The sequence below is a fragment of the Bacillus ectoiniformans genome (assembly GCF_016908875.1).
GTDB lineage: Bacteria > Bacillota > Bacilli > Bacillales > Domibacillaceae > Bacillus_BX > Bacillus_BX ectoiniformans.
Window position 1 is genome coordinate 72,559 of sequence record NZ_JAFBES010000011.1, and the last position, 18,107, is coordinate 90,665.

General features: G+C 40.1%; 17 protein-coding genes and 1 pseudogene. 4 read left to right on the forward strand and 14 right to left on the reverse strand.

Going from position 1 to position 18,107, the window contains the following annotated elements:
* The first annotated feature begins 150 nt into the window (after positions 1-150).
* Entirely contained in the window at positions 151-1,776 is a 1,626-nt protein-coding gene (locus JOC78_RS13665; RefSeq protein WP_204556803.1) for an ABC-F family ATP-binding cassette domain-containing protein, read from the forward strand.
* A gap of 42 nt (positions 1,777-1,818) precedes the next feature.
* Here JOC78_RS13665 and JOC78_RS13670 read toward each other — a convergent pair whose 3' ends face one another.
* The 9 genes from JOC78_RS13670 to JOC78_RS13710 all read right to left on the reverse strand — a co-directional run bounded on the left by JOC78_RS13670 (position 1,819) and on the right by JOC78_RS13710 (position 11,389).
* Positions 1,819-2,799 carry a 5-oxoprolinase subunit C family protein gene (locus JOC78_RS13670; protein WP_204556805.1) on the reverse strand — a complete coding sequence of 327 codons (981 nt, stop codon included), beginning with the start codon at positions 2,797-2,799 and terminating at the stop codon, positions 1,819-1,821.
* Positions 2,792-3,685 carry a carboxyltransferase domain-containing protein gene (locus JOC78_RS13675; RefSeq protein ID WP_204556812.1) on the reverse strand — a complete coding sequence of 298 codons (894 nt, stop codon included), beginning with the start codon at positions 3,683-3,685 and terminating at the stop codon, positions 2,792-2,794. The genes JOC78_RS13670 and JOC78_RS13675 overlap by 8 nt, the downstream gene beginning before the upstream one ends.
* Positions 3,686-3,698: 13 nt before the next feature.
* Positions 3,699-5,747, reverse strand: coding sequence for a sigma 54-interacting transcriptional regulator (locus JOC78_RS13680; protein ID WP_204556820.1), 2,049 nt, complete (start codon positions 5,745-5,747; stop codon positions 3,699-3,701).
* Positions 5,748-5,852: 105 nt separating this feature from the next.
* Positions 5,853-6,620, reverse strand: a complete 768-nt coding sequence (locus JOC78_RS13685) for a LamB/YcsF family protein (protein ID WP_204556822.1) — start codon at positions 6,618-6,620, stop codon at positions 5,853-5,855.
* A gap of 16 nt (positions 6,621-6,636) precedes the next feature.
* Positions 6,637-7,983, reverse strand: a complete 1,347-nt coding sequence (locus tag JOC78_RS13690) for an acetyl-CoA carboxylase biotin carboxylase subunit (RefSeq protein ID WP_204556824.1) — start codon at positions 7,981-7,983, stop codon at positions 6,637-6,639.
* Between the two features lie 25 nt (positions 7,984-8,008).
* On the reverse strand, positions 8,009-8,257 hold the full coding sequence (locus JOC78_RS13695; RefSeq protein ID WP_204556827.1) for an acetyl-CoA carboxylase: 249 nt from the start codon (positions 8,255-8,257) through the stop codon (positions 8,009-8,011).
* A gap of 23 nt (positions 8,258-8,280) precedes the next feature.
* Complete coding sequence (locus JOC78_RS13700; protein ID WP_204556829.1) at positions 8,281-9,252, reverse strand: 5-oxoprolinase subunit C family protein; 972 nt, start codon at positions 9,250-9,252, stop codon at positions 8,281-8,283.
* Positions 9,245-10,138, reverse strand: coding sequence for a 5-oxoprolinase subunit B family protein (locus JOC78_RS13705; RefSeq protein ID WP_204556832.1), 894 nt, complete (start codon positions 10,136-10,138; stop codon positions 9,245-9,247). The genes JOC78_RS13700 and JOC78_RS13705 overlap by 8 nt, the downstream gene beginning before the upstream one ends.
* A 348-nt stretch (positions 10,139-10,486) precedes the next feature.
* Positions 10,487-11,389 (reverse strand): DMT family transporter, encoded by a 903-nt coding sequence (locus tag JOC78_RS13710; protein WP_204556833.1) that lies wholly within the window; start codon positions 11,387-11,389, stop codon positions 10,487-10,489.
* Between the two features lie 196 nt (positions 11,390-11,585).
* Between JOC78_RS13710 and JOC78_RS13715 the strand changes: the two genes are divergently transcribed.
* A complete protein-coding gene (locus JOC78_RS13715; RefSeq protein ID WP_204556835.1) occupies positions 11,586-12,065 on the forward strand; it encodes a zinc metalloprotease in 480 nt (159 codons plus the stop codon).
* A 42-nt stretch (positions 12,066-12,107) separates the two neighbouring features.
* Here JOC78_RS13715 and JOC78_RS13720 read toward each other — a convergent pair whose 3' ends face one another.
* From JOC78_RS13720 to JOC78_RS13730, 4 genes and pseudogenes are all read right to left on the reverse strand, one after another.
* Positions 12,108-13,148, reverse strand: a complete 1,041-nt coding sequence (locus tag JOC78_RS13720) for an oxidoreductase (protein ID WP_204556837.1) — start codon at positions 13,146-13,148, stop codon at positions 12,108-12,110.
* Between the two features lie 193 nt (positions 13,149-13,341).
* Positions 13,342-14,313 carry a methyl-accepting chemotaxis protein gene (locus tag JOC78_RS17895; RefSeq protein ID WP_420829943.1) on the reverse strand — a complete coding sequence of 324 codons (972 nt, stop codon included), beginning with the start codon at positions 14,311-14,313 and terminating at the stop codon, positions 13,342-13,344.
* A pseudogene (locus JOC78_RS17900) lies at positions 14,287-15,042 on the reverse strand (MCP four helix bundle domain-containing protein); the annotation flags it as partial. The pseudogene JOC78_RS17900 and the gene JOC78_RS17895, both read right to left, overlap by 27 nt.
* Before the next feature lie 154 nt (positions 15,043-15,196).
* On the reverse strand, positions 15,197-16,531 hold the full coding sequence (locus tag JOC78_RS13730; protein WP_204556839.1) for a CoA-disulfide reductase: 1,335 nt from the start codon (positions 16,529-16,531) through the stop codon (positions 15,197-15,199).
* Positions 16,532-16,667: 136 nt separating this feature from the next.
* Here JOC78_RS13730 and JOC78_RS13735 point away from each other — a divergent pair, with 136 nt between their 5' ends.
* Positions 16,668-16,817, forward strand: a complete 150-nt coding sequence (locus tag JOC78_RS13735) for a DUF4025 domain-containing protein (protein ID WP_204556840.1) — start codon at positions 16,668-16,670, stop codon at positions 16,815-16,817.
* 42 nt (positions 16,818-16,859) lie between these two features.
* On the opposite strand, the gene JOC78_RS13740 is transcribed toward JOC78_RS13735, so the two are convergent.
* Positions 16,860-17,135 (reverse strand): GNAT family N-acetyltransferase, encoded by a 276-nt coding sequence (locus JOC78_RS13740; RefSeq protein WP_239587172.1) that lies wholly within the window; start codon positions 17,133-17,135, stop codon positions 16,860-16,862.
* A 279-nt stretch (positions 17,136-17,414) separates the two neighbouring features.
* Here JOC78_RS13740 and trhA point away from each other — a divergent pair, with 279 nt between their 5' ends.
* Positions 17,415-18,059: a PAQR family membrane homeostasis protein TrhA gene (trhA, locus tag JOC78_RS13745; protein ID WP_204556841.1), complete on the forward strand. Its 645-nt coding sequence runs from the start codon at positions 17,415-17,417 to the stop codon at positions 18,057-18,059.
* The last annotated feature ends 48 nt before the right edge of the window (positions 18,060-18,107 follow it).

The window sequence follows — 18,107 nt, forward strand, 5'->3', positions numbered from 1 at the left end:
CTTCATAATGAATCCAGGCGAGCATGAGACGCTTGGCTTTTTTATGTGTTCTGAAGAAGTTTCCCCTCCCCACTCCCTTTTCCTACTTTAAAATGTTATAATCAGAAACGGATTATCTAATAACTAACGAATAATGGAGGATTCTATACATTGATTACAGTACAAGACGTCAGCTTGCGCTTCGGCGATAAAAAGCTGTTTGAAGACATTAATCTTAAATTTACTCCCGGCAATTGCTACGGTTTGATCGGTGCGAACGGGGCAGGAAAATCTACGTTCATCAAAGTTTTATCAGGTGAATTAGAAGCTCAGACAGGCCATGTATCCATGCCGCCAGATGCACGCATGGCTATTTTAAAGCAGAACCACTTTGAGTATGAAGAGCATGAAGTATTAAAGACGGTGATCATGGGTCATGCACGTCTGTATGAAGTGATGCAGGAGAAAGACGCGATTTACATGAAAGCTGATTTTTCTGATGAGGACGGCATGAAAGCGGCTGAGCTTGAAGGTGAATTCGCTGAATTAAACGGTTGGGAAGCAGAATCTGAAGCTGCGATTCTTCTAAAAGGTTTAGGTATTTCTGAGGACTTGCATACGAAAAAGATGGCTGATATTACGGGTTCTGAAAAAGTGAAAGTGCTATTGGCACAATCTTTATTCGGCAAGCCCGATGTCCTTCTTCTGGATGAGCCGACGAACCATTTAGACATTCAAGCGATCCGCTGGTTAGAAGATTTCTTAATTAACTTTGAAAATACAGTCATTGTTGTTTCCCATGACCGTCACTTCTTGAATAAAGTTTGTACACATATTGCTGACCTTGACTTTGGAAAAATCCAAATTTATGTCGGTAACTATGATTTCTGGTATGAGTCTAGCCAATTGGCACAGCGTATGGCTTCAGATGCCAATAAGAAAAAGGAAGAGAAAATTAAAGAATTGCAAAGCTTTATTGCCAGGTTCAGTGCGAATGCATCTAAATCCAAGCAGGCGACTTCACGTAAGAAAATGCTCGATAAAATCACATTGGATGATATTCGGCCATCTTCTCGTAAATATCCGTATGTACACTTTAAAGCAGAGCGTGAAATCGGAAATGATTTGCTTCGAGTAGATGAATTAACGAAAACAATTGATGACGTAAAGGTGTTAGATAACGTCAGCTTCATTATGAACAAAGATGATAAAATCGCGCTTGTCGGCACGAACGAAATCGCAAAAACAACATTATTCAAAATTCTGGCTGGGGAAATGGAACCAGACAGCGGCTCATTTAAGTGGGGCGTAACGACAAGCCAAGCCTACTTCCCGAAAGATAACAGCGAGTACTTTGAAGGCTCAGATTTGACACTAGTTGAATGGCTGCGCCAGTACTCACCAGAAGATGAAAGTGAAAGTTTCCTTCGCGGTTTCTTAGGCCGTATGCTATTCTCCGGTGAAGAAGCGCTGAAAAAAGCAAGCGTCTTATCCGGTGGAGAAAAAGTTCGCTGCATGCTGTCAAAAATGATGCTATCTGGTTCAAATGTTCTACTTATGGATGAACCGACAAACCATTTAGACTTAGAATCAATCACAGCGCTAAATAACGGAATGATTAACTTTAAAGGTTCAATGATTTTCGCTTCTCATGACCATCAATTTATCCAAACTGTTGCCAACCGCATTATTGACTTGACGCCAAATGGCATCATTGATAAAGAAATGACATATGATGAATACCTTGAAAATGATGAGATTCAAAAACAAGTGAAAGAAATGTATGCTGCTAAATAATTCAAAAGAAGACTGGAATAATTATTCCAGTCTTCTTTTTTGTTAATGAAACATTTCATATAGTTTCGCTACTTCTTTTTTACGTGCTAGTCTGTACTCAATTGCTTTTTTCACGGTCACGGCGTGAAAACGAATCTTCGAAAATGGCATCGCTTGACTGATTTTATCCAAATCAGAGCTGATTACTGTACCCATTGTGACGAAGCCTCCTCCGCCCGTCGCATCGTTTAATAAGCATATGACCTCTTCGCTGTTCGGGACCAAAATGGCGCCAATGGGATACGCCATATCCACTACATTCCCTATATTGTGACCGGACCCAAAACTCGGTTCACAGTCATTGTATGGAATGTCCGCGCCCTTCAACCGAGAAGCTACACGGTTCGATTCATTTTGAACGGTCCACTCATGGGTAAGAAAATTAGTAATTCCTGCATCAGTAATTCGATCGCTGCTCAGCCCCATCACGACCCGTACATCAAGGTGCTTTGAAAAATTGGGAATATGACTTTGATCCAGAGTTCTTCCTACAAGTTTAAACACACCAGGCAGTGGCTCGCTACTTACAATGACATCGTCTTTTTCTAGTTTTTTACTAAGGAAGCCATCAAAATCGCTTAAGAGATAAGCAGATCGACTGCCAAGAATCTTTTGGATATTGATACCCCCGGATACGCAAAGATAGGAATAGACACCTGTGCTTTTCTTTTGCGGTTTAAACATAAGATAATCGCCTTTACGGACACGGATATTCGTCCACATCGCCATTGGGTCTCCATTTAAATAACATAAAATAGGCGCACCGGTTACCACAATAACTGTATCTTTTAATACTTCGATCACCGGACCTAAGATTGTCATTTCAATGGCGGCTGCCTCGATCGGATTGCCAAGTAATAGATTGCCCAATTGATAGGAATATTTATCGGCTGCACCAGCCGGAGGAACGCCAAGGTGATAATAACCATAACGGCCTTGATCTTGTATCGTTGTCTGAAGGCCTGGATCTATTACTTTAAACAATATAAAAATCCTCCATTAACTGTTTGATGTATAGATGTTTCTTTCGGTAGTATTCTTCTGCGGAAAACTCAATTTCTTTCATTTTATACTCGTAAGTTCCTTCTTTGACACTGGCGCAAATTTGGTGATATTCGTCTTCATTCACGGATCGATGCTTTCGCATATCACCAGGCATCGTCAGAAACATAGATCGGGAAAAGGCGTTCAGCTTTTGTTGCTGATCATAGACAGGGACGGCCGACATCCCTATCAGCTGGTAACTGCCAGGTGTATTTACAGGATAGATGACAGAAAATGCCCCGCCGATTCCCACTGCTTGTTTAGGGGTTTCGGTACGGGGACTTGTGTATTTGGGTGCTTGGATGATATTTCTTTTGGCCGTGCCTAATGGAAAAGCCCACGCTAATCCTGGACTGAACCCCAACATGGTCACTAAATGAGGAACATTCGTCAAGGCATCAAGAAATTTATTTTTATCTTTAAATCCATTGATCTGCATGACATAATCAAAATCAGATAGACCTGTATGAACATTTCTTTGCTGGAATTTCTCCGAATAGTTTTTCGTTACCGGATCATCATACCAGATTGGAATCTCAATGATTCGGCTTTTAAAATGCAGTTCTGCGGTATTGCTTTTTGTTATATCAATTTCTTTTAAATAGTCTAATAAGTCAGAGGGGGATATTACATCCGGCTGATAGCGAATGAGATAGGAAGCGTTTGCAGGATAGATTTCAATAATCCCCGGTATGTTTCTTCTTCTTAATTCATTTGTAATCACAATGGCTTTAAAGTTGCTTTCCGCACTCATTTCCTTGGTGATCTCTGCGTATATATATTCATCTCCGCATAAGTCAAACCGCGTTTCGGGTAATGTAAACACTCAAACCTCTCCCTTACTTTAAAAGGTCATTCACTCTTCTGCTGATGGTCGCCGGACTGACTTTCAATACTTTAGCCACTTCAGCTGACTTCCCGTACTTTTCCATTGCGAGCCGAATCAACTGCTCTTCTAATTCTTTCACTGCTTCTTTCAGCGGCATGATTTCTTTGATTGTCACTTTGGTTCTTGTCGACTCTTGTGAGGTAACGACGGGCTTGATTACATCTTGCTGCTGGATGGTATCCGTATTAACGGTGGCAACTAAGCGCTCAATGACATTTCTTAATTCGTTTATATTTCCATGCCATTGATAAGTTTCTAATACTTGTAATGCTTCTCTTGAAATCAACTTTTTCCGCTGTGATTTTTTGTTTGCATATTCTAAGAAATGGAATAACAAGGGAGCAATATCTTCTTTTCGATGTCTGAGTGCAGGGACATGAAATGGCAGTACGCCTATGTAGTAATATAAATCTTCTCTGAATGTCTTTTCCTTAACTAGTGTTTGAAGGTCCACCGTAGATGTAGCAATGATCCTTACATCAATTTTGTAGGGCTGAACCCCTCCGATTCGAGATATTTCTTTTTCTTGTAACGCTTCTAGAAGTTTAATTTGACTATCGATCGGCAATTCATTTACTTCATTAAGTAAAACGGTGCCCCCGTGAGCCGCTTCTAATAGACCTTTCTTGGAAAGGATCTGTCCATCCATCGATTCTGTTTCATATCCAAACAGCTGGTTCATTAATTTTTCTTCTGAGGATGAGTGACAGTGGATACGAATGAATGGAGAGCTGCTTCTCTGGCTCAGTTGATGAATATGTTTGGCAATCAGCTGCTTTCCTGTTCCTTGTTCTCCATATATGAGAACAGCCGAATCAGAGTCAGCAATCTGTGTTGTTTGGTTAACTAGTTCAGACATGACGCTTGATCGATAAATGAAGGTCTGCTGGTCTCCCTGTAGTTGACCGGACTTCGAATAACTGGTCGTTTGTCTTGCTGCGTTAATCTCTTCCTGCAGCTTATTAAATGAAGTAATGTCCCTTGATATCACAACAACCTTTTTCATACTGTCATGATCCATGACCGGGGCAGCGGTAGACCAGATCTGAAACCCATCTTTTGTTTCTTGGACAATAGATATTTTCTTTCTTTGTTCCAAGCACAACGAGAAAATATTAGGAGTAAAAATACCTTGTTCTTCGAGGTCATACACACTTCTTCCAACCATCTCTTCAGCCGTTTCCGCTTGCCAGAATTCCGGCAAAAAGGTACCCGTCAGATGAATAATGATTCCTTGATCATCTATCACTAATAATTGTTCATTAGCAGCAGAATAGATCGCTTGAAGATCTTCATTTAACTCTCGAACATAAACGGATTCCTTCACATATTCATCTAGCTGCTTCTGCAAAAAGAAAATGTGAACCATGCCTTGAATGTTTCCGTCCTTATATACAGGTGAAAAATGGCCGCTCATTTTTTTGAAATTAAAAGAAGTCGTGACGTTTTTTAAAGATTTCCCCTTAAATACTTCTGTAATATCTTGATCAGAATGCACTAGATCTAGATAATTCCTTTTTAATAAAAACGAGCGGGATAATCCGAGAATCGTTTCGGCTGTTTCATTCATAAAGAGAATGGATAGGTTTTTATCTGTTGTAATCATGCCGATCTCGGCACTGTCAAGACTTTCGTTGACTTGCTCTAGCTTCTTTTCATTGATTAACGCCCGCGCCTTCTCTTCCGTCGTATAGCCAGCTAAGCGCCCCTGTTCATCAACACCTAAATAAACGGTTATATTATGATAAAACTCTACTTTAGAATGGTGAGTCACTTTTAAAATATCCGTTTCATACCGAATGGTGTCCTCAAATCGATTTTTTTCTCCCATATCAAATAATAGAGAATCAAGCTTTAGGTAGCCAACTACATCGGCTTCATCGTACACGAAGGCAAGATCACTTTTCTTTTCAACCATTTTTTTATACGCCGTTTGTAAAGTAGAATTCTTATGAACCGTGACAGGGAGCGGTTTTAGCAGCTCTCTCCAGATCATCATGGATGTACCTCCCCAAGAAAAATAAGTGTGTCTTCCAATATTGTATAATACAGGCAGGGATAAATAAAAGAGAAGACTGGCGAGCTGTTTAATCATCAAGATCAATTACGAAAGAATATCGTTAATAGATGTGATAGCAATATCATTTTTTTTCAACTCTTCATTAATTTTTTTAGCTAACAGCGGAGCCCCTGGGGTATCTCCGTGAATACATATCGTTTGCGCCGTCAAATCCGCATCTTCACCATCATGGGTGATCACTTTTCGTTCCTTTACCATACGCACAGCCCTGTTGGCTAATTGATCCAAATCAGGCGTTTCAGTTGTACCTCTTGTTAAAACAATGGAACCGGTTCTCGTATGTTCCCGGTCTGAATAGGCTTCTTTCGCTACTCGTATGCCCATTTGTTTCCCGACTTCTACAACAGCAGAATGATTCAAGGCGAATACAATGAGATCGGGATTAACTTTTGATAAACCTTCTAATATGGCTTTAGCGATTTTTTCATCTTCCATTGCCATCATATAGAGCGCGCCGTGCGGCTTGCAATGCTGCAGTTTCACCTCGTGATAGGCAGCAAATTCTTTTAAGGCTCCCGTTTGATAGAGAACATAATCTCTGATTTCTTCAGGGGTAGCTGTCATATAGCGTCGGCCAAATCCCATTAAGTCTGGAAATGAGGGATGGGCGCCGATGCCTACCTCATGTTTCTTAGCAAGCTCAATGGTTTCACTCATAATTCGCGGATCCCCTGCATGGTAGCCGCAGGCGATATTTGCGGAAGTAATATACGGCATCATTTCTTTATCATTGCCCATTTGATAAAGGGCAAAACTTTCTCCCATGTCACAATTCAAATCAACTTTTAGCATGGTACTTCCCCCTTTTTTAAACTTTTACTTCAAAATGATTTTCAATAAACTTGGTTGTATAGTTTCCGTTTCTAAATTGTTCGCTATCGAGAATATCTTGCAAGAGAGGCAAGGTCGTCTTAATACCTGTGATGTTTATCTGTTTAAGTGTTTGTTTCATTTTTTGAATCGCCGTCTCGCGATTTTCTCCGTACACAATGATTTTGCCGATCATAGGATCATAAAAAGGCGACACGATGTTTCCTTCTGTCACAGCAAAATCAAACCTTGCTATTTCGCTAGGAAGCTTCAGTTCTTCTATTTTTCCTGGAGAAGGGAAAAATGTCACAGGGTCTTCAGCACATAAACGATTTTCAATGGCATGGCCCTTCATTTGAATATCTGACTGATTTATATTCAGCGGTTCTTTAGCGGCAATTTTAATTTGCCATTCTACAATGTCTTGTCCTGTCACTTCCTCCGTCACGGGATGTTCTACTTGCAGTCTTGTGTTCATTTCTAGAAAATAATAGTTTTTGTCTTCATCGAAAATGAACTCCATCGTTCCCACATTGGCATATCCGATCGATTGGGCTCCCTGCACGGCCGTTTTGCAAAGTTCAGCCCGAAGCGCACTTGTTAAGTAAGGTGATGGACTTTCTTCAATGATTTTTTGGTTTCTCCGCTGGATCGAGCACTCTCTTTCAAATAAATGAATGGCCTTTCCATGATGATCGCAAATAACCTGAACCTCAATATGCCGAGGGTTTTCAATATATTTTTCAAGAAAAAGCCGGCTGTCACCGAAAAAGGATTCTGCTTTTTTCATTGTTGAGGCAAACACTTTCTCCAGTTCATCCGCATGATTGACGCGTTCCATGCCAATTCCGCCGCCGCCTAAGCTGGCTTTTAACATCAATGGATAGCCTAAATCTTCGGCCACTTCCACTGCCTGCTCAACAGATTGGAGGTTTCCGTCCCAGCCAGGTACAACAGGGACGCCCGCTTCAGCCATTTTTTTGCGAGCCTCGACTTTATTTCCCATTAAACAAATATGCTCTGGCGATGGACCAATAAATGTAATCCCTTCTTCGTCGCACCGCTTGGCAAATTCACTGTTTTCCGCTAAAAAACCGTAACCGGGATGAATCGCATCTGCATTCGTTTGTTTCGCAGCCTCGATCATCTTTGGGATGTTTAAATAGCTATCCTTCGCTTGCGCCGCTCCGATATGAACAGCAAGGTCTGCATCCTGCACATGTGGAGCTTCTTTATCTGCATCAGAATAAACGGCGACTGTTTCAATACCGAGTTTTTTGCATGTTTTCATGATGCGTCTAGCGATTTCTCCTCTATTGGCAATTAATATTCGTTTAAAGTACATCAAACCCGCCCTTTCATGTGAATGGTTATTTTGTTGAGATGATGGCGATTTCTTGTCCGGCATCTACTAGCTGTTCGTGCTCTGCCAAGAAAGATTCAATGATGCCATGATCTTCTGCTTTGATTTCATAAAAGTTTTTCATTACTTCCACCAAGCCAACAGTATCACCGGACTTTACTTCGTCCCCTTCCTTTACAAATACATCCTTTTCGGGACTCGGTCTGCGATAGAATACTCCAGGTACAGCGGCTAAAATTGCTTTTTTCTCACTCATATCATCGTTCCTCCTAAAATAGTTTACTGGATTAGTGTTCGAATCTTTTCTAGCTTCTCTTCCAATTCTTTTCTTGCCTCAATCGCTTCATCCAGACTGACAGATACAAAACGGACTTTTTCATTTGATTTAATTTGACCCATTACATTTAAATCTGCACTGATAATGGTAGCAATCGTGGCGTAGCCTCCACCCGTCACAGCATCATGCAATAATGCGATGGGTTCAATGCCTGCAGGAACTTGTATAGAACCAATTGGGTAGCCTAAATCAGTTACGTTTGAAGGGTTGCTTCCGGCACCAAAAGGCTGTTCGCGCGGGACAAAATCTAACGGTTCGCCTTTGAAACGGTAGCCTACCCGGTTCGCATCAGGTGTGACAGTCCAATCAATACTTAGAAACTTCTGCTTGCTTTCTTCCGTTAACCGGTAGCTGCACAGGCCAATCACTACTCGAATTTCATAGGTTTTGCTGAATGCCGGGCGAAGTTCTTCCGGTATTTGAATACCATGATTCACACTTGACCTGGTCATATTCCCTATTTCGAGTACGTCACCTTCCTTTAAGGCTCTGCCATTGAAACCGCCAATCCCGCATAGTGTATAAGTAGATCTAGACCCCATTTTAATCGGCACTTCAATTCCGCCTGAAACGGCAATATATACTCTGGCACCTTCTTTTACGAAATCAAAAGCCAACACGTCACCTTTTGACACGCTTATTGGCTGCCATAAGGGAACCGTTTCCCCGTTTACTTTAGCTGGAAAGGTTCCACCTGTAATCGCAATCGTCGTGTTCGTTTGAAATTCAAGTTCTGGACCAATATACGTCGCCTCAAGTACAGCGGCTTCTTCTTTATTTCCAACTAAAAGATTGGCTGAACGAAAGGAATATTTGTCCATTGCGCCTGAAGGAGGCATGCCTAAAGCGTAATAACCGTTTCTGCCATTGTCTTGCACAGTTGTTTGGAGCCCTGGTTTAATGACTTTAATCATGATATAACCTCCTCATTACCTTCTCGGCAAACAGCTCAGGATCTTCCATGACTTCCCCTGGTGTAAAGATCATGTCTTTCGTTAAGTATTTAAACTTGCCGCTTTCTACCTCTTTCCTAATTGAGTCATATTCCTCTCTGTTAATGCTCCGATATCTTAAAATATCCCCTTGTCTAGGGAATACCATCGAATCCGAAAAGTCACTCAGTTTTTGTTCTACATCAAGAATAGGACCCGGTGCCCGTCCGAATAATTGGTAACCACCAGCCCCGTCCACCGGATAGATCACGGCAAAAGCACCGCCAAATCCGAAGGCGCGTTCAGGCGTAAACGTTCTCGGGCGTACATATTTCGGCACTTCAATTTGTTTTTCTTGTGATGTTAGCTGGAAGCTGAACGGGAGGCCTGGCACGAAGCCCACCATTGAAACTAAAAAAGGGTAGCCTGAAACCGCTTCAATCAACTCTTCTTTTGATTCATAGCCATTAATTCTTGCCGAGTATTCCAAGTCAGTGGAATCAGGATCTTGGTGATTCGCGCGAAAACGCATCAAAGCTTCATGAGTCCAAGGATCTTCAAATAGAACCGGCACATCAACTAACCTTGATTGAATGGTTAAATCCTTATAGTCTCCTATGGAATGTTCTAATTGTTTCAGTTTCTCCATTAAATCTCTCGGATGTAATACTTCGGGATCAACTCGAATAATGTAGGAAGCATTTCCAGGACAAATATCAACAATGCCCGACAACTCTTTGTCCCTCAACTTATTGGTTATAGCCATTCCTTTAAACATCGCTTCTAAGTTCATTGATTCGGATAACTCGACAAAGACAAATTCATCTCCACCGTATTCGTACCGAATGGTATGTTCAGCATGATTCATTTCTTGTTCCACCTCGCTAGTAATAAAATTTATTAGTATTTCTTGTTTAGGGGTCAGTTGTAACTCTCGGTTTAAATAAAAGCGTTTTCATATTTTTAAAAAATGCTGCCTCTACCATTATTTCATTATTGAAATATCCCCTCATCTTTCTTATTAACAACTTAACAACTCTTGAATTAAAGAGTCAATAATATTTAGAATTTTTTAAATATAAGCTTTTTATTTCAAAAACGATTGCTTTATTTCAAAAATGAAATTAATTTTATGCCTCATTTATCCATTATTATCAACAAAAAACCCCTATTTAGTAGTAATTACTAAATAGGAGCTTACATTACACATGAATCATTAATCTTGAAGAGAGGCTTGTGTTTCATTTTCAAGCTGCTGCTTCCCTAATTTACTTGTCCAGTTTACTAGAAAAATCCCTGCAAATATCAACAATCCGCCTCCAAGAACAGCCCATTCCACTGTTTCATTCAATAATAACCAGCCAGTTAACACGCCAAAGAATGGAGCTAAAAACAAAAAGGCACTTACTTTTCCGGGGTCACCTATCCGAAGCAAGGTAAACCAGCCGGCGAATTGAACGATTGACGCCATAATGGCCAGCCATAAAACGATGAGGATAGACGTCTGGTTCACAATAAACACTTGCTGTTCTAATATAAAACTTGCCGCAAACAGCAACACGCCGCCAAATAGCATTTGATAAGCTGTTAATACCCACGTATCAAACTCTCTTCCCCATGTATTGATTAACAATGTAGCAATCGCCCAGGCCACGGCAGAAGCCATTCCTAAGTATGTACCCTCTTTAATATCTAAATGAGAGCCCATCGTGATAAATACGCCAATGAAACCGAGACAAACTCCAATCCATTGTGTCATATGGTAGCGGGCTTTAAGGAATACAGTTCCGAATAGTACGACGAGCAGAGGATTCGTAAAAGTTAGTATAGAGGATTCACCGGCAGTAATCGTTCTTAAACTTAGAAAGATACAGCCCATGACGATCGCAGTCTGAAAAGATCCAATTAGCGCAACCTTACTCCATTCTTTAAGTCGTTGAGGGTGTGGCCGCTTGGCTGCCAAAACAAAAACCGCCATTAATAGACCGGCTATGGTAAAACGTAACGCAATCAACAAAAGAGGAGAAATATAGTCCATGCCGATTTTTCCAACTGCAAATGAAGACCCCATTAACCCCGTTGTTAATACAACTAGAAAACTAAAAAGAAATTTATTCATGAAATTCTCCCCTTTAATATCGCAAACACTCATTCTTTGTAACAGTTCTATCTTATCAAATAAAGTAAATCGAAACCAAAAATATCTAAATAGTAAGTAATTTCAGCTGAAAATAAAAAGGTTTGAACTTATTTTAAAGAGGTATATCTAAGAAGTACAACGAGAATGACAAGTCACCTATTGAAGGAGTTCATATATGTTTAATTTAAGTGATATGGTTACGTTTGCCTGGGCTTTTTTCATCACCCTTCCTCTTACCTTGATCATTCATACAGGAGGACATGCTTTTTTCATCAAATTATTCGGCGGGAAAGCAACTTTAACAATTGGTCGCGGAGGCAAGTTATTTGCATTTGGACCGCTTGATATACGTAAATTATATTTTATTGATGCGGCTTGTTATTTCGATGCCATTCGAAAAGAACGCCGCTGGAAACATGCACTGATTTATGCAGGGGGACCTTTGTTTAATATCATCTCTATTTTACTTGTGAATGGATTCATTCATGCCGGTGTGTTAGAACCGCATATGTTCTTTTACCAATTCGTTTATTTCTCAGTTTATCTTGTATTCTTTTCTCTCCTTCCGATAGAATATGGAGAAGATAATCCAAGTGACGGGAAAGCGATCATGGATGCATTGCGTCACGGTAAAATTTATAAAGAATTTGAATAAAAAATGAGGAAAGGCAGAATGAATGCCTTTCCTCATTTTTTATTATTCAAAGAATACAGTCGTTTTTTCCTGACTGCTTACAGCGGCCGCTTCAAGAACTTCTATGACAGCAAGAGCATCTTGAGCAGGGACGGGGGATAAATAATTTTGTCTGATTGTTTTATACAGGGTTTGATAATAGGATTGATAAGAGCCTTTTGCCGTGACGACTCGATCACGCTTTAATTTATCGTCTTTTATCGTAACCAGCGTTCCATATTGATCAATCGCATCTGATCCATACCCGGCATCGCTTGGAAGCATTCCAGCTTTTAGTTGTTCTTCTTGACGATCTCTTCCATATTTTAAATAGCTGCCTTTTGTGCCATGGACTTCTATATGAGGGCCCGGGTAGGGAGTAATTGAGCTGGCTTCTAGTATGACGCGCAGTCTGTTATATCCAATAATCATATGAAAGTAATCATCTACTTTTGCTCCAGGACGCTGGGCGAGTGTTTCAGCTGTCACGAATTTGGGCAAACCAAACAGATAGATAGCTTGATCAATTAAGTGTGAGCCTAAATCATAAAGAAGGCCTGCTCCAGGTTCCTCTCGTTCCCGCCAGCGATCCCGAACAGTTGGCCGATACCGGTTAAAGTGGACTTTGTAAGTCGAGATTTTCCCTAAAGTGTTGTCTTGAATTAACTTTTTCGCGGTTAGGAAATCGCCATCAAAGCGGCGGTTATGAAAAACACTTAGGACAACATCTTGTTCGTCAGCTAATGCTATCAGTTCTTCCGCTTCCTCAGATGTGACAGTAAAAGGCTTTTCCACAACGACATGCTTACCGGCCAGTATGGATTTCTTCGCATGGTGATAATGCAGCCCTGTTGGTGTGGTGATGACGATCAATTCTATTTCCTCATCTTTCAGTAGCGCATTCAGTGTACCCACTACTTCAACATCAGGGAAGTCTTCAAGTACTTTTTTCCGATCTGAAGACATAACCTTGGTCACTTCGAAACCTTCTGCATCACTTAAAAGCGGCGCATGAAAAGTGGCTGCAGAATTCCCATAACCTACGAGCCCCGTTTTAATTACCATATAACTACACGTCCTTTTCTGCTTGCTTATATCTTTCCTGCTTAAACTACTTTTAGCTTTTTAATGCAGGCCAATTAAACGATAGGTTGGATTTAATTGATTCTTCATTATATGTGGAAATTAAACAAGCATACATGAATGATCTCTTTCCGTAAATGAAAAAGGTTTGCCTTTAGCAAACCTTTTAACCATATTATACTTTAAATTTTTGTACCAATTCTACTAATTGAGAAGATAATCCCGCTAGCTGCTCACTGCCTTTAGCGATCATTTCATTAGCTACCGCTTGCTGCTGAATAGAGGCAGATGTTTGTTCTGTGCCTGCAGCCGCTTCTTCAGAGATCGCCGACATTTCTTGGCTAAACTGATTGATAGAGTCACTGTTTTTTTGGATTGTTTGCAGATTAAGAGCGACTTCATGAATCTGCTCCACCATTTGCTTGACTTCAGACATAATCACTTCAAATGTCTGCCCCGTTTTCTGGATAAACTCATTTCCAGTCTCCGTAGCCTCTACACCGACTTTTAATGTCTGTACAACATTTTTGGATTCTGTTTGGATGCCTTCAGAAATGGTCGTAATTTCATTAATTGAATTGGACACTTCTTCAGCCAGCTTCCGAACTTCATCAGCAACAACTGCGAAGCCTTTCCCCTGTTCTCCGGCCCTGGCTGCTTCAATCGCTGCGTTTAAGGCTAAAAGATTGGTTTGAGCGGCAATATCATTAATTACTTTCACAAGTGTGCTGATATCGTTATTTCGATGGTCGAGCTCTTGAACTTTTTGCATCGTTTCAAGGACAATCCCGTTAATTCTGGTCATTTGACCGACAGACTGATCCATTAACTGTTTGCCTTCAGCGGATTTTTCATATACTCCTTGAGACGTCTCTTTCAATGCTTCTCCGCTGTTATTCGTTTCTAAAATGATTTTTGTAAATTCTTCCACCGTTTTCGCGGCATCAGATGAGGAAGAAGCCTGTTCTTCCGAAGCGGCAGATAATTCTTGCATAGCGGCGGCTACCTGTTCACTGCCTATTTTGACTTCTTCAGATGATTGAGCTAAATCATTGCTTTGTTTCCTCACTGTCTGAGAAATAGTAGATACGCTGGATATGATGGTATACAGATTGTTCTTCATGGTGTTCACAGCAGTTGCCAGCATACCAATTTCATCTTTGCTGTTAATGACTACATCTTTTTCGCTTAAGTTTCCATTAGCCACTTCCGTAATCGCATGAACCGTTTGTTTTAAAGGCCGGCTGATCGTTTTTGTTAAGTACCAAACAATGTACATTCCGATCAAAGCAGCGGCTATAATACCTGAAATGACAATCGTTTTTCCAGTTTGGTAAGCTTGTCCCGCTTCATCTCTGGCTGTGTTAGCCCCTTCATCATTAAAGGCAAGCATTGTGTCTAATGTGATTTGCATTTCGTCAAAAGATGCTTGGGCCACTTTAGCACTATCTAATGCGGCAGCCATTTGGTTTTCATTGCTTAATTCAAGAGTTTGAGTATTTTGATCTAAGTAGGATTGCCACTGCTCTTTCAGCTGTTCGAAGTTTTTACGATCTTCTTCAATGATAATTGTTTTCTCATAAGCTATGTAATCCTTTTCTATTAGATCTATTGTAGTGTTAAGTTTATCTTCATAATTTTCTTTTTCATTTTGATCAACTGCAGAAATATGTCTCAATGTAAGTGTAAGAACATGTTCAGTTAAGTAATTAAAATGATTGATGGTCTGCACCCCTGGCAGCCACGAAATATTAATTTCTGTTGTTTTTTCATTTACAGCTGCTGAACGATTGATCGCTGCTATGCCAATGATTAGCATGAGAACAATCATTACTGAAAAACTTACAAATAATTTTTTCCCCACATTCATATTCATCCCACCTGCTCCTTTAGACTCGTCAAAGGATCTCTATTCAGACCTTTAATCCTAGTATATATGAAACAATGGAAATATTATAATGTAAATCGGTTAATTTTTCAGATTCATACAAAAAATCCCGAGAACAAATTCCCGGAATTTAATCTTTCGGCTAATTAGATACTCTTCTTGCGGCCTGCTGAAGCGGATCCCATACGCCATTAAATGGCGGAGCGTAACTTAAGTCTAAATCTTCAAGATCTTCAATGGACATTTCATGGAAGAGAGCAGTTGACAGGACGTCTATCCGTTTATCGACCCCTTTTTCCCCAATGATTTGAGCGCCTAAAAGGAGAAAGTCTTCTTTCTGATAAATAAGTTTAATATGAAGCGGAGAGGCACCTGGATAATATCCTGCGTGATCTTTCGATTGAATCTGAACACATTGGTAAGGAATCTCTAATTCTTTCGCTGCTTTTTCAGAGAGACCGGTGATCGCGGCAGAAACATCCATAAATTGTAAAATAGAAGTGCCTGTGATCCCTTTAAACGTCCGTTTTTTGCCGATCATATTCATGCCTGCGAGCCGTCCTTGTTTGTTGGCGGTCGTCCCCAGTGGAATATAGTCTTGTTGTTTCTTAACTATATGATAATGAGTAGCACAGTCACCCGCTGCATAAATATCCTCAAGTGACGTTTCTAAATATTCGTTGACAAGAATGGCTCCATTTTGCTTTAATTCAATGCCAGTATCAATAAGAAACCCTGTATTCGGACGGACGCCTACTGATACAAGAACCAAATCTGTTGGATATTCATTCTTATCTGTGACAATGGCTGTCGCTCGATCTTTCCCTTTCACCTCTGTCACATTTTCATTCAGGATTAATTCAATGTCATGTTTCTTTGCTTCTTCATGTATGTGCATCGCCATGTCTTTATCAAACATATTGGCAACATAATCACTTCTTTGAATCATTCGTACCTTTATGTTTCTTCTTTTTAAATTCTCTGCCATTTCCAGGCCTATATAGCCTCCCCCGACAATTGTGACATGCCGGATCCCTTGTTCTATAACCTCTTGCAGTCTTTTAGCGTCTGGGATAGTTTTTAAACAGTAACTGTTGTGTTTATTAATACCTTTCCAGCTAGGCATATAAGGGCTAGCTCCAGTGGCTATCAAAAGCTTGTCATAATCAATTGAAAAACTTTCGCCTGTTAAAGTCTGTACACCGGAAACTGTCTTTTTCACTGGGTCAACCTTCGTTACTTCGTGATGAACTCTTGCGTCAATTGCATATCGCTCTCGAAAGGTTTCTGCACTGCGCGCGATTAACTTATCCGTCGATTCAATAAGACCTCCAATTACATATGGCAAGCCGCATTGGCCATAGGAATAGATCCCGCCTTTTTCTAAGGTCACAATATCTGCATAAGGGTCTTTTCTAGTAATCTGCATCGCAGCACTCATTCCTGCTGCATCTCCCCCGATAATGACATATTTCATTCTAATCACCTCAAAGAATTAATTTTAGATAACGATTTAATGGGGCAAATATTATTTAAAAAATCAACGGATTCTCTTGAATGTTTTCATTTATGTAGAGCAAATTAATGATAACTATAGAAGAAAGGGTGAGACGGTGAAAAATAATCAAAAGGATCACAAAGAACAGGTTCGTGCTTTTACTGATGAAGAGATAACACAAGGGCTGGATATTGTTCACGAACAGCTTACTGATACGTATGCAGACGGAACAGTTGATCGAAGAATTGAACAAGAGAAACAATAAAAAGCAGGGAGAAGCCCCTTATTTTTAAGGGACTTCTCTTACTTAGTCAGCTAAAATATCTTGATACTGTTCATTGTTTTCCAGCTTGGATTTCGCGTATGTACAGGTAGGAAGAATCTTCTTTCCTTCTTTACGAGCATAATCTACTGCACTTTGCAAAAGCTTGGCAGCGATCCCTTGACCTCGCAGCTGATCAGATACATATGTATGATTGACGTCGATGACATTTTCGTGGACCTTAGTATAGGTAAGTTCTGCTAGGGTCACTCCTTCTTGATCAATAAAAAACCTGCCCTCTTCCTGTTGAATTTGTGTCATAATATTTCCCTCCCTTAGTTTTATTATCCCTAAGTTTACTGAATTAAACCACTATAAAAGTTGAAATAATCAAATAATTGTTTATTTCCCTTGAATGATTTATTTCCCCGGCAAGCGCAAAAATAGACAATTCTCTGCATGAATCTTGTTTTAAACTTAAGCATTCTGTAAGATTTTGCTTCATATAATCACTAGTGTCTTAGCTTGCAGTGCTGCATGCGAAAATTTCCAGCCAGTTTATGTTATACTATACAGAGATTGTTTGAAGGAGTGTTGCAAATGGCAAACACACATACATTTTCTCGCGGCGAGGAAATTGCCAACTCGATTACACACGGCGTAGGAGCTGCCTTTAGTATTGCTGCTCTTACTTTATTAATTGTTTTCTCATCTATTTACGGGAATGTTTGGCACGTAGTGAGCTTTACAATTTTTGGCGTTTCGATGCTGATTCTATACTTATCATCTACATTAGTTCATAGCTTTCCAGCTGGGAAAGTGAAAGACCTTTTTGAAATATTTGATCATTCCTCGATTTATTTTTTTATTGCCGGAACCTATACTCCCTTTTTATTTTTAGCGGTGGAAGGTCAGTTAAAATGGACGCTGTTTTATACTGTCTGGGCGCTTGCCATTGCCGGTACAGTATTTAAATGTTTTTTTGTTAAAAGGTTTTTAAAAACATCTACTGTTTTATATGTAGTCATGGGCTGGTTAATTGTTTTTGCTTGGAATCAGCTTGTACAAAATATTTCCTCAGTCAGCATGAGCCTTCTAGTAATTGGAGGGTTATTATATACCATTGGAGCGATCTTCTATGTATGGAGAGGCTTTAAGTTTCATCATATGGTTTGGCACCTATTTGTACTTGCAGGAAGTGTGACACATTTCTTAGCAGTCATCTATTTATTGCCGGCTCTTTAAAGAACTGTTTCATGCAGTTCTTTTTTAATTGCTTTAAAAGCTAATTTT

What these genes read in the sequence shown, in the direction of transcription:
- JOC78_RS13720 (WP_204556837.1), bottom strand. Translation starts at nt 13,148, where the DNA reads ATGGTAATTAAAACGGGGCTCGTAGGTTATGGGAATTCTGCAGCCACT.
- JOC78_RS13680 (WP_204556820.1), bottom strand. Translation starts at nt 5,747, where the DNA reads ATGATGATCTGGAGAGAGCTGCTAAAACCGCTCCCTGTCACGGTTCAT.
- JOC78_RS13700 (WP_204556829.1), bottom strand. Translation starts at nt 9,252, where the DNA reads ATGATTAAAGTCATTAAACCAGGGCTCCAAACAACTGTGCAAGACAAT.
- JOC78_RS13685 (WP_204556822.1), bottom strand. Translation starts at nt 6,620, where the DNA reads ATGCTAAAAGTTGATTTGAATTGTGACATGGGAGAAAGTTTTGCCCTT.
- JOC78_RS13730 (WP_204556839.1), bottom strand. Translation starts at nt 16,531, where the DNA reads ATGAAATATGTCATTATCGGGGGAGATGCAGCAGGAATGAGTGCTGCG.
- JOC78_RS13710 (WP_204556833.1), bottom strand. Translation starts at nt 11,389, where the DNA reads ATGAATAAATTTCTTTTTAGTTTTCTAGTTGTATTAACAACGGGGTTA.
- JOC78_RS13705 (WP_204556832.1), bottom strand. Translation starts at nt 10,138, where the DNA reads ATGAATCATGCTGAACATACCATTCGGTACGAATACGGTGGAGATGAA.
- JOC78_RS13695 (WP_204556827.1), bottom strand. Translation starts at nt 8,257, where the DNA reads ATGAGTGAGAAAAAAGCAATTTTAGCCGCTGTACCTGGAGTATTCTAT.
- JOC78_RS13690 (WP_204556824.1), bottom strand. Translation starts at nt 7,983, where the DNA reads ATGTACTTTAAACGAATATTAATTGCCAATAGAGGAGAAATCGCTAGA.
- trhA (WP_204556841.1), top strand. Translation starts at nt 17,415, where the DNA reads ATGGCAAACACACATACATTTTCTCGCGGCGAGGAAATTGCCAACTCG.
- JOC78_RS13740 (WP_239587172.1), bottom strand. Translation starts at nt 17,135, where the DNA reads ATGACACAAATTCAACAGGAAGAGGGCAGGTTTTTTATTGATCAAGAA.
- JOC78_RS13715 (WP_204556835.1), top strand. Translation starts at nt 11,586, where the DNA reads ATGTTTAATTTAAGTGATATGGTTACGTTTGCCTGGGCTTTTTTCATC.
- JOC78_RS17895 (WP_420829943.1), bottom strand. Translation starts at nt 14,313, where the DNA reads ATGCTGGCAACTGCTGTGAACACCATGAAGAACAATCTGTATACCATC.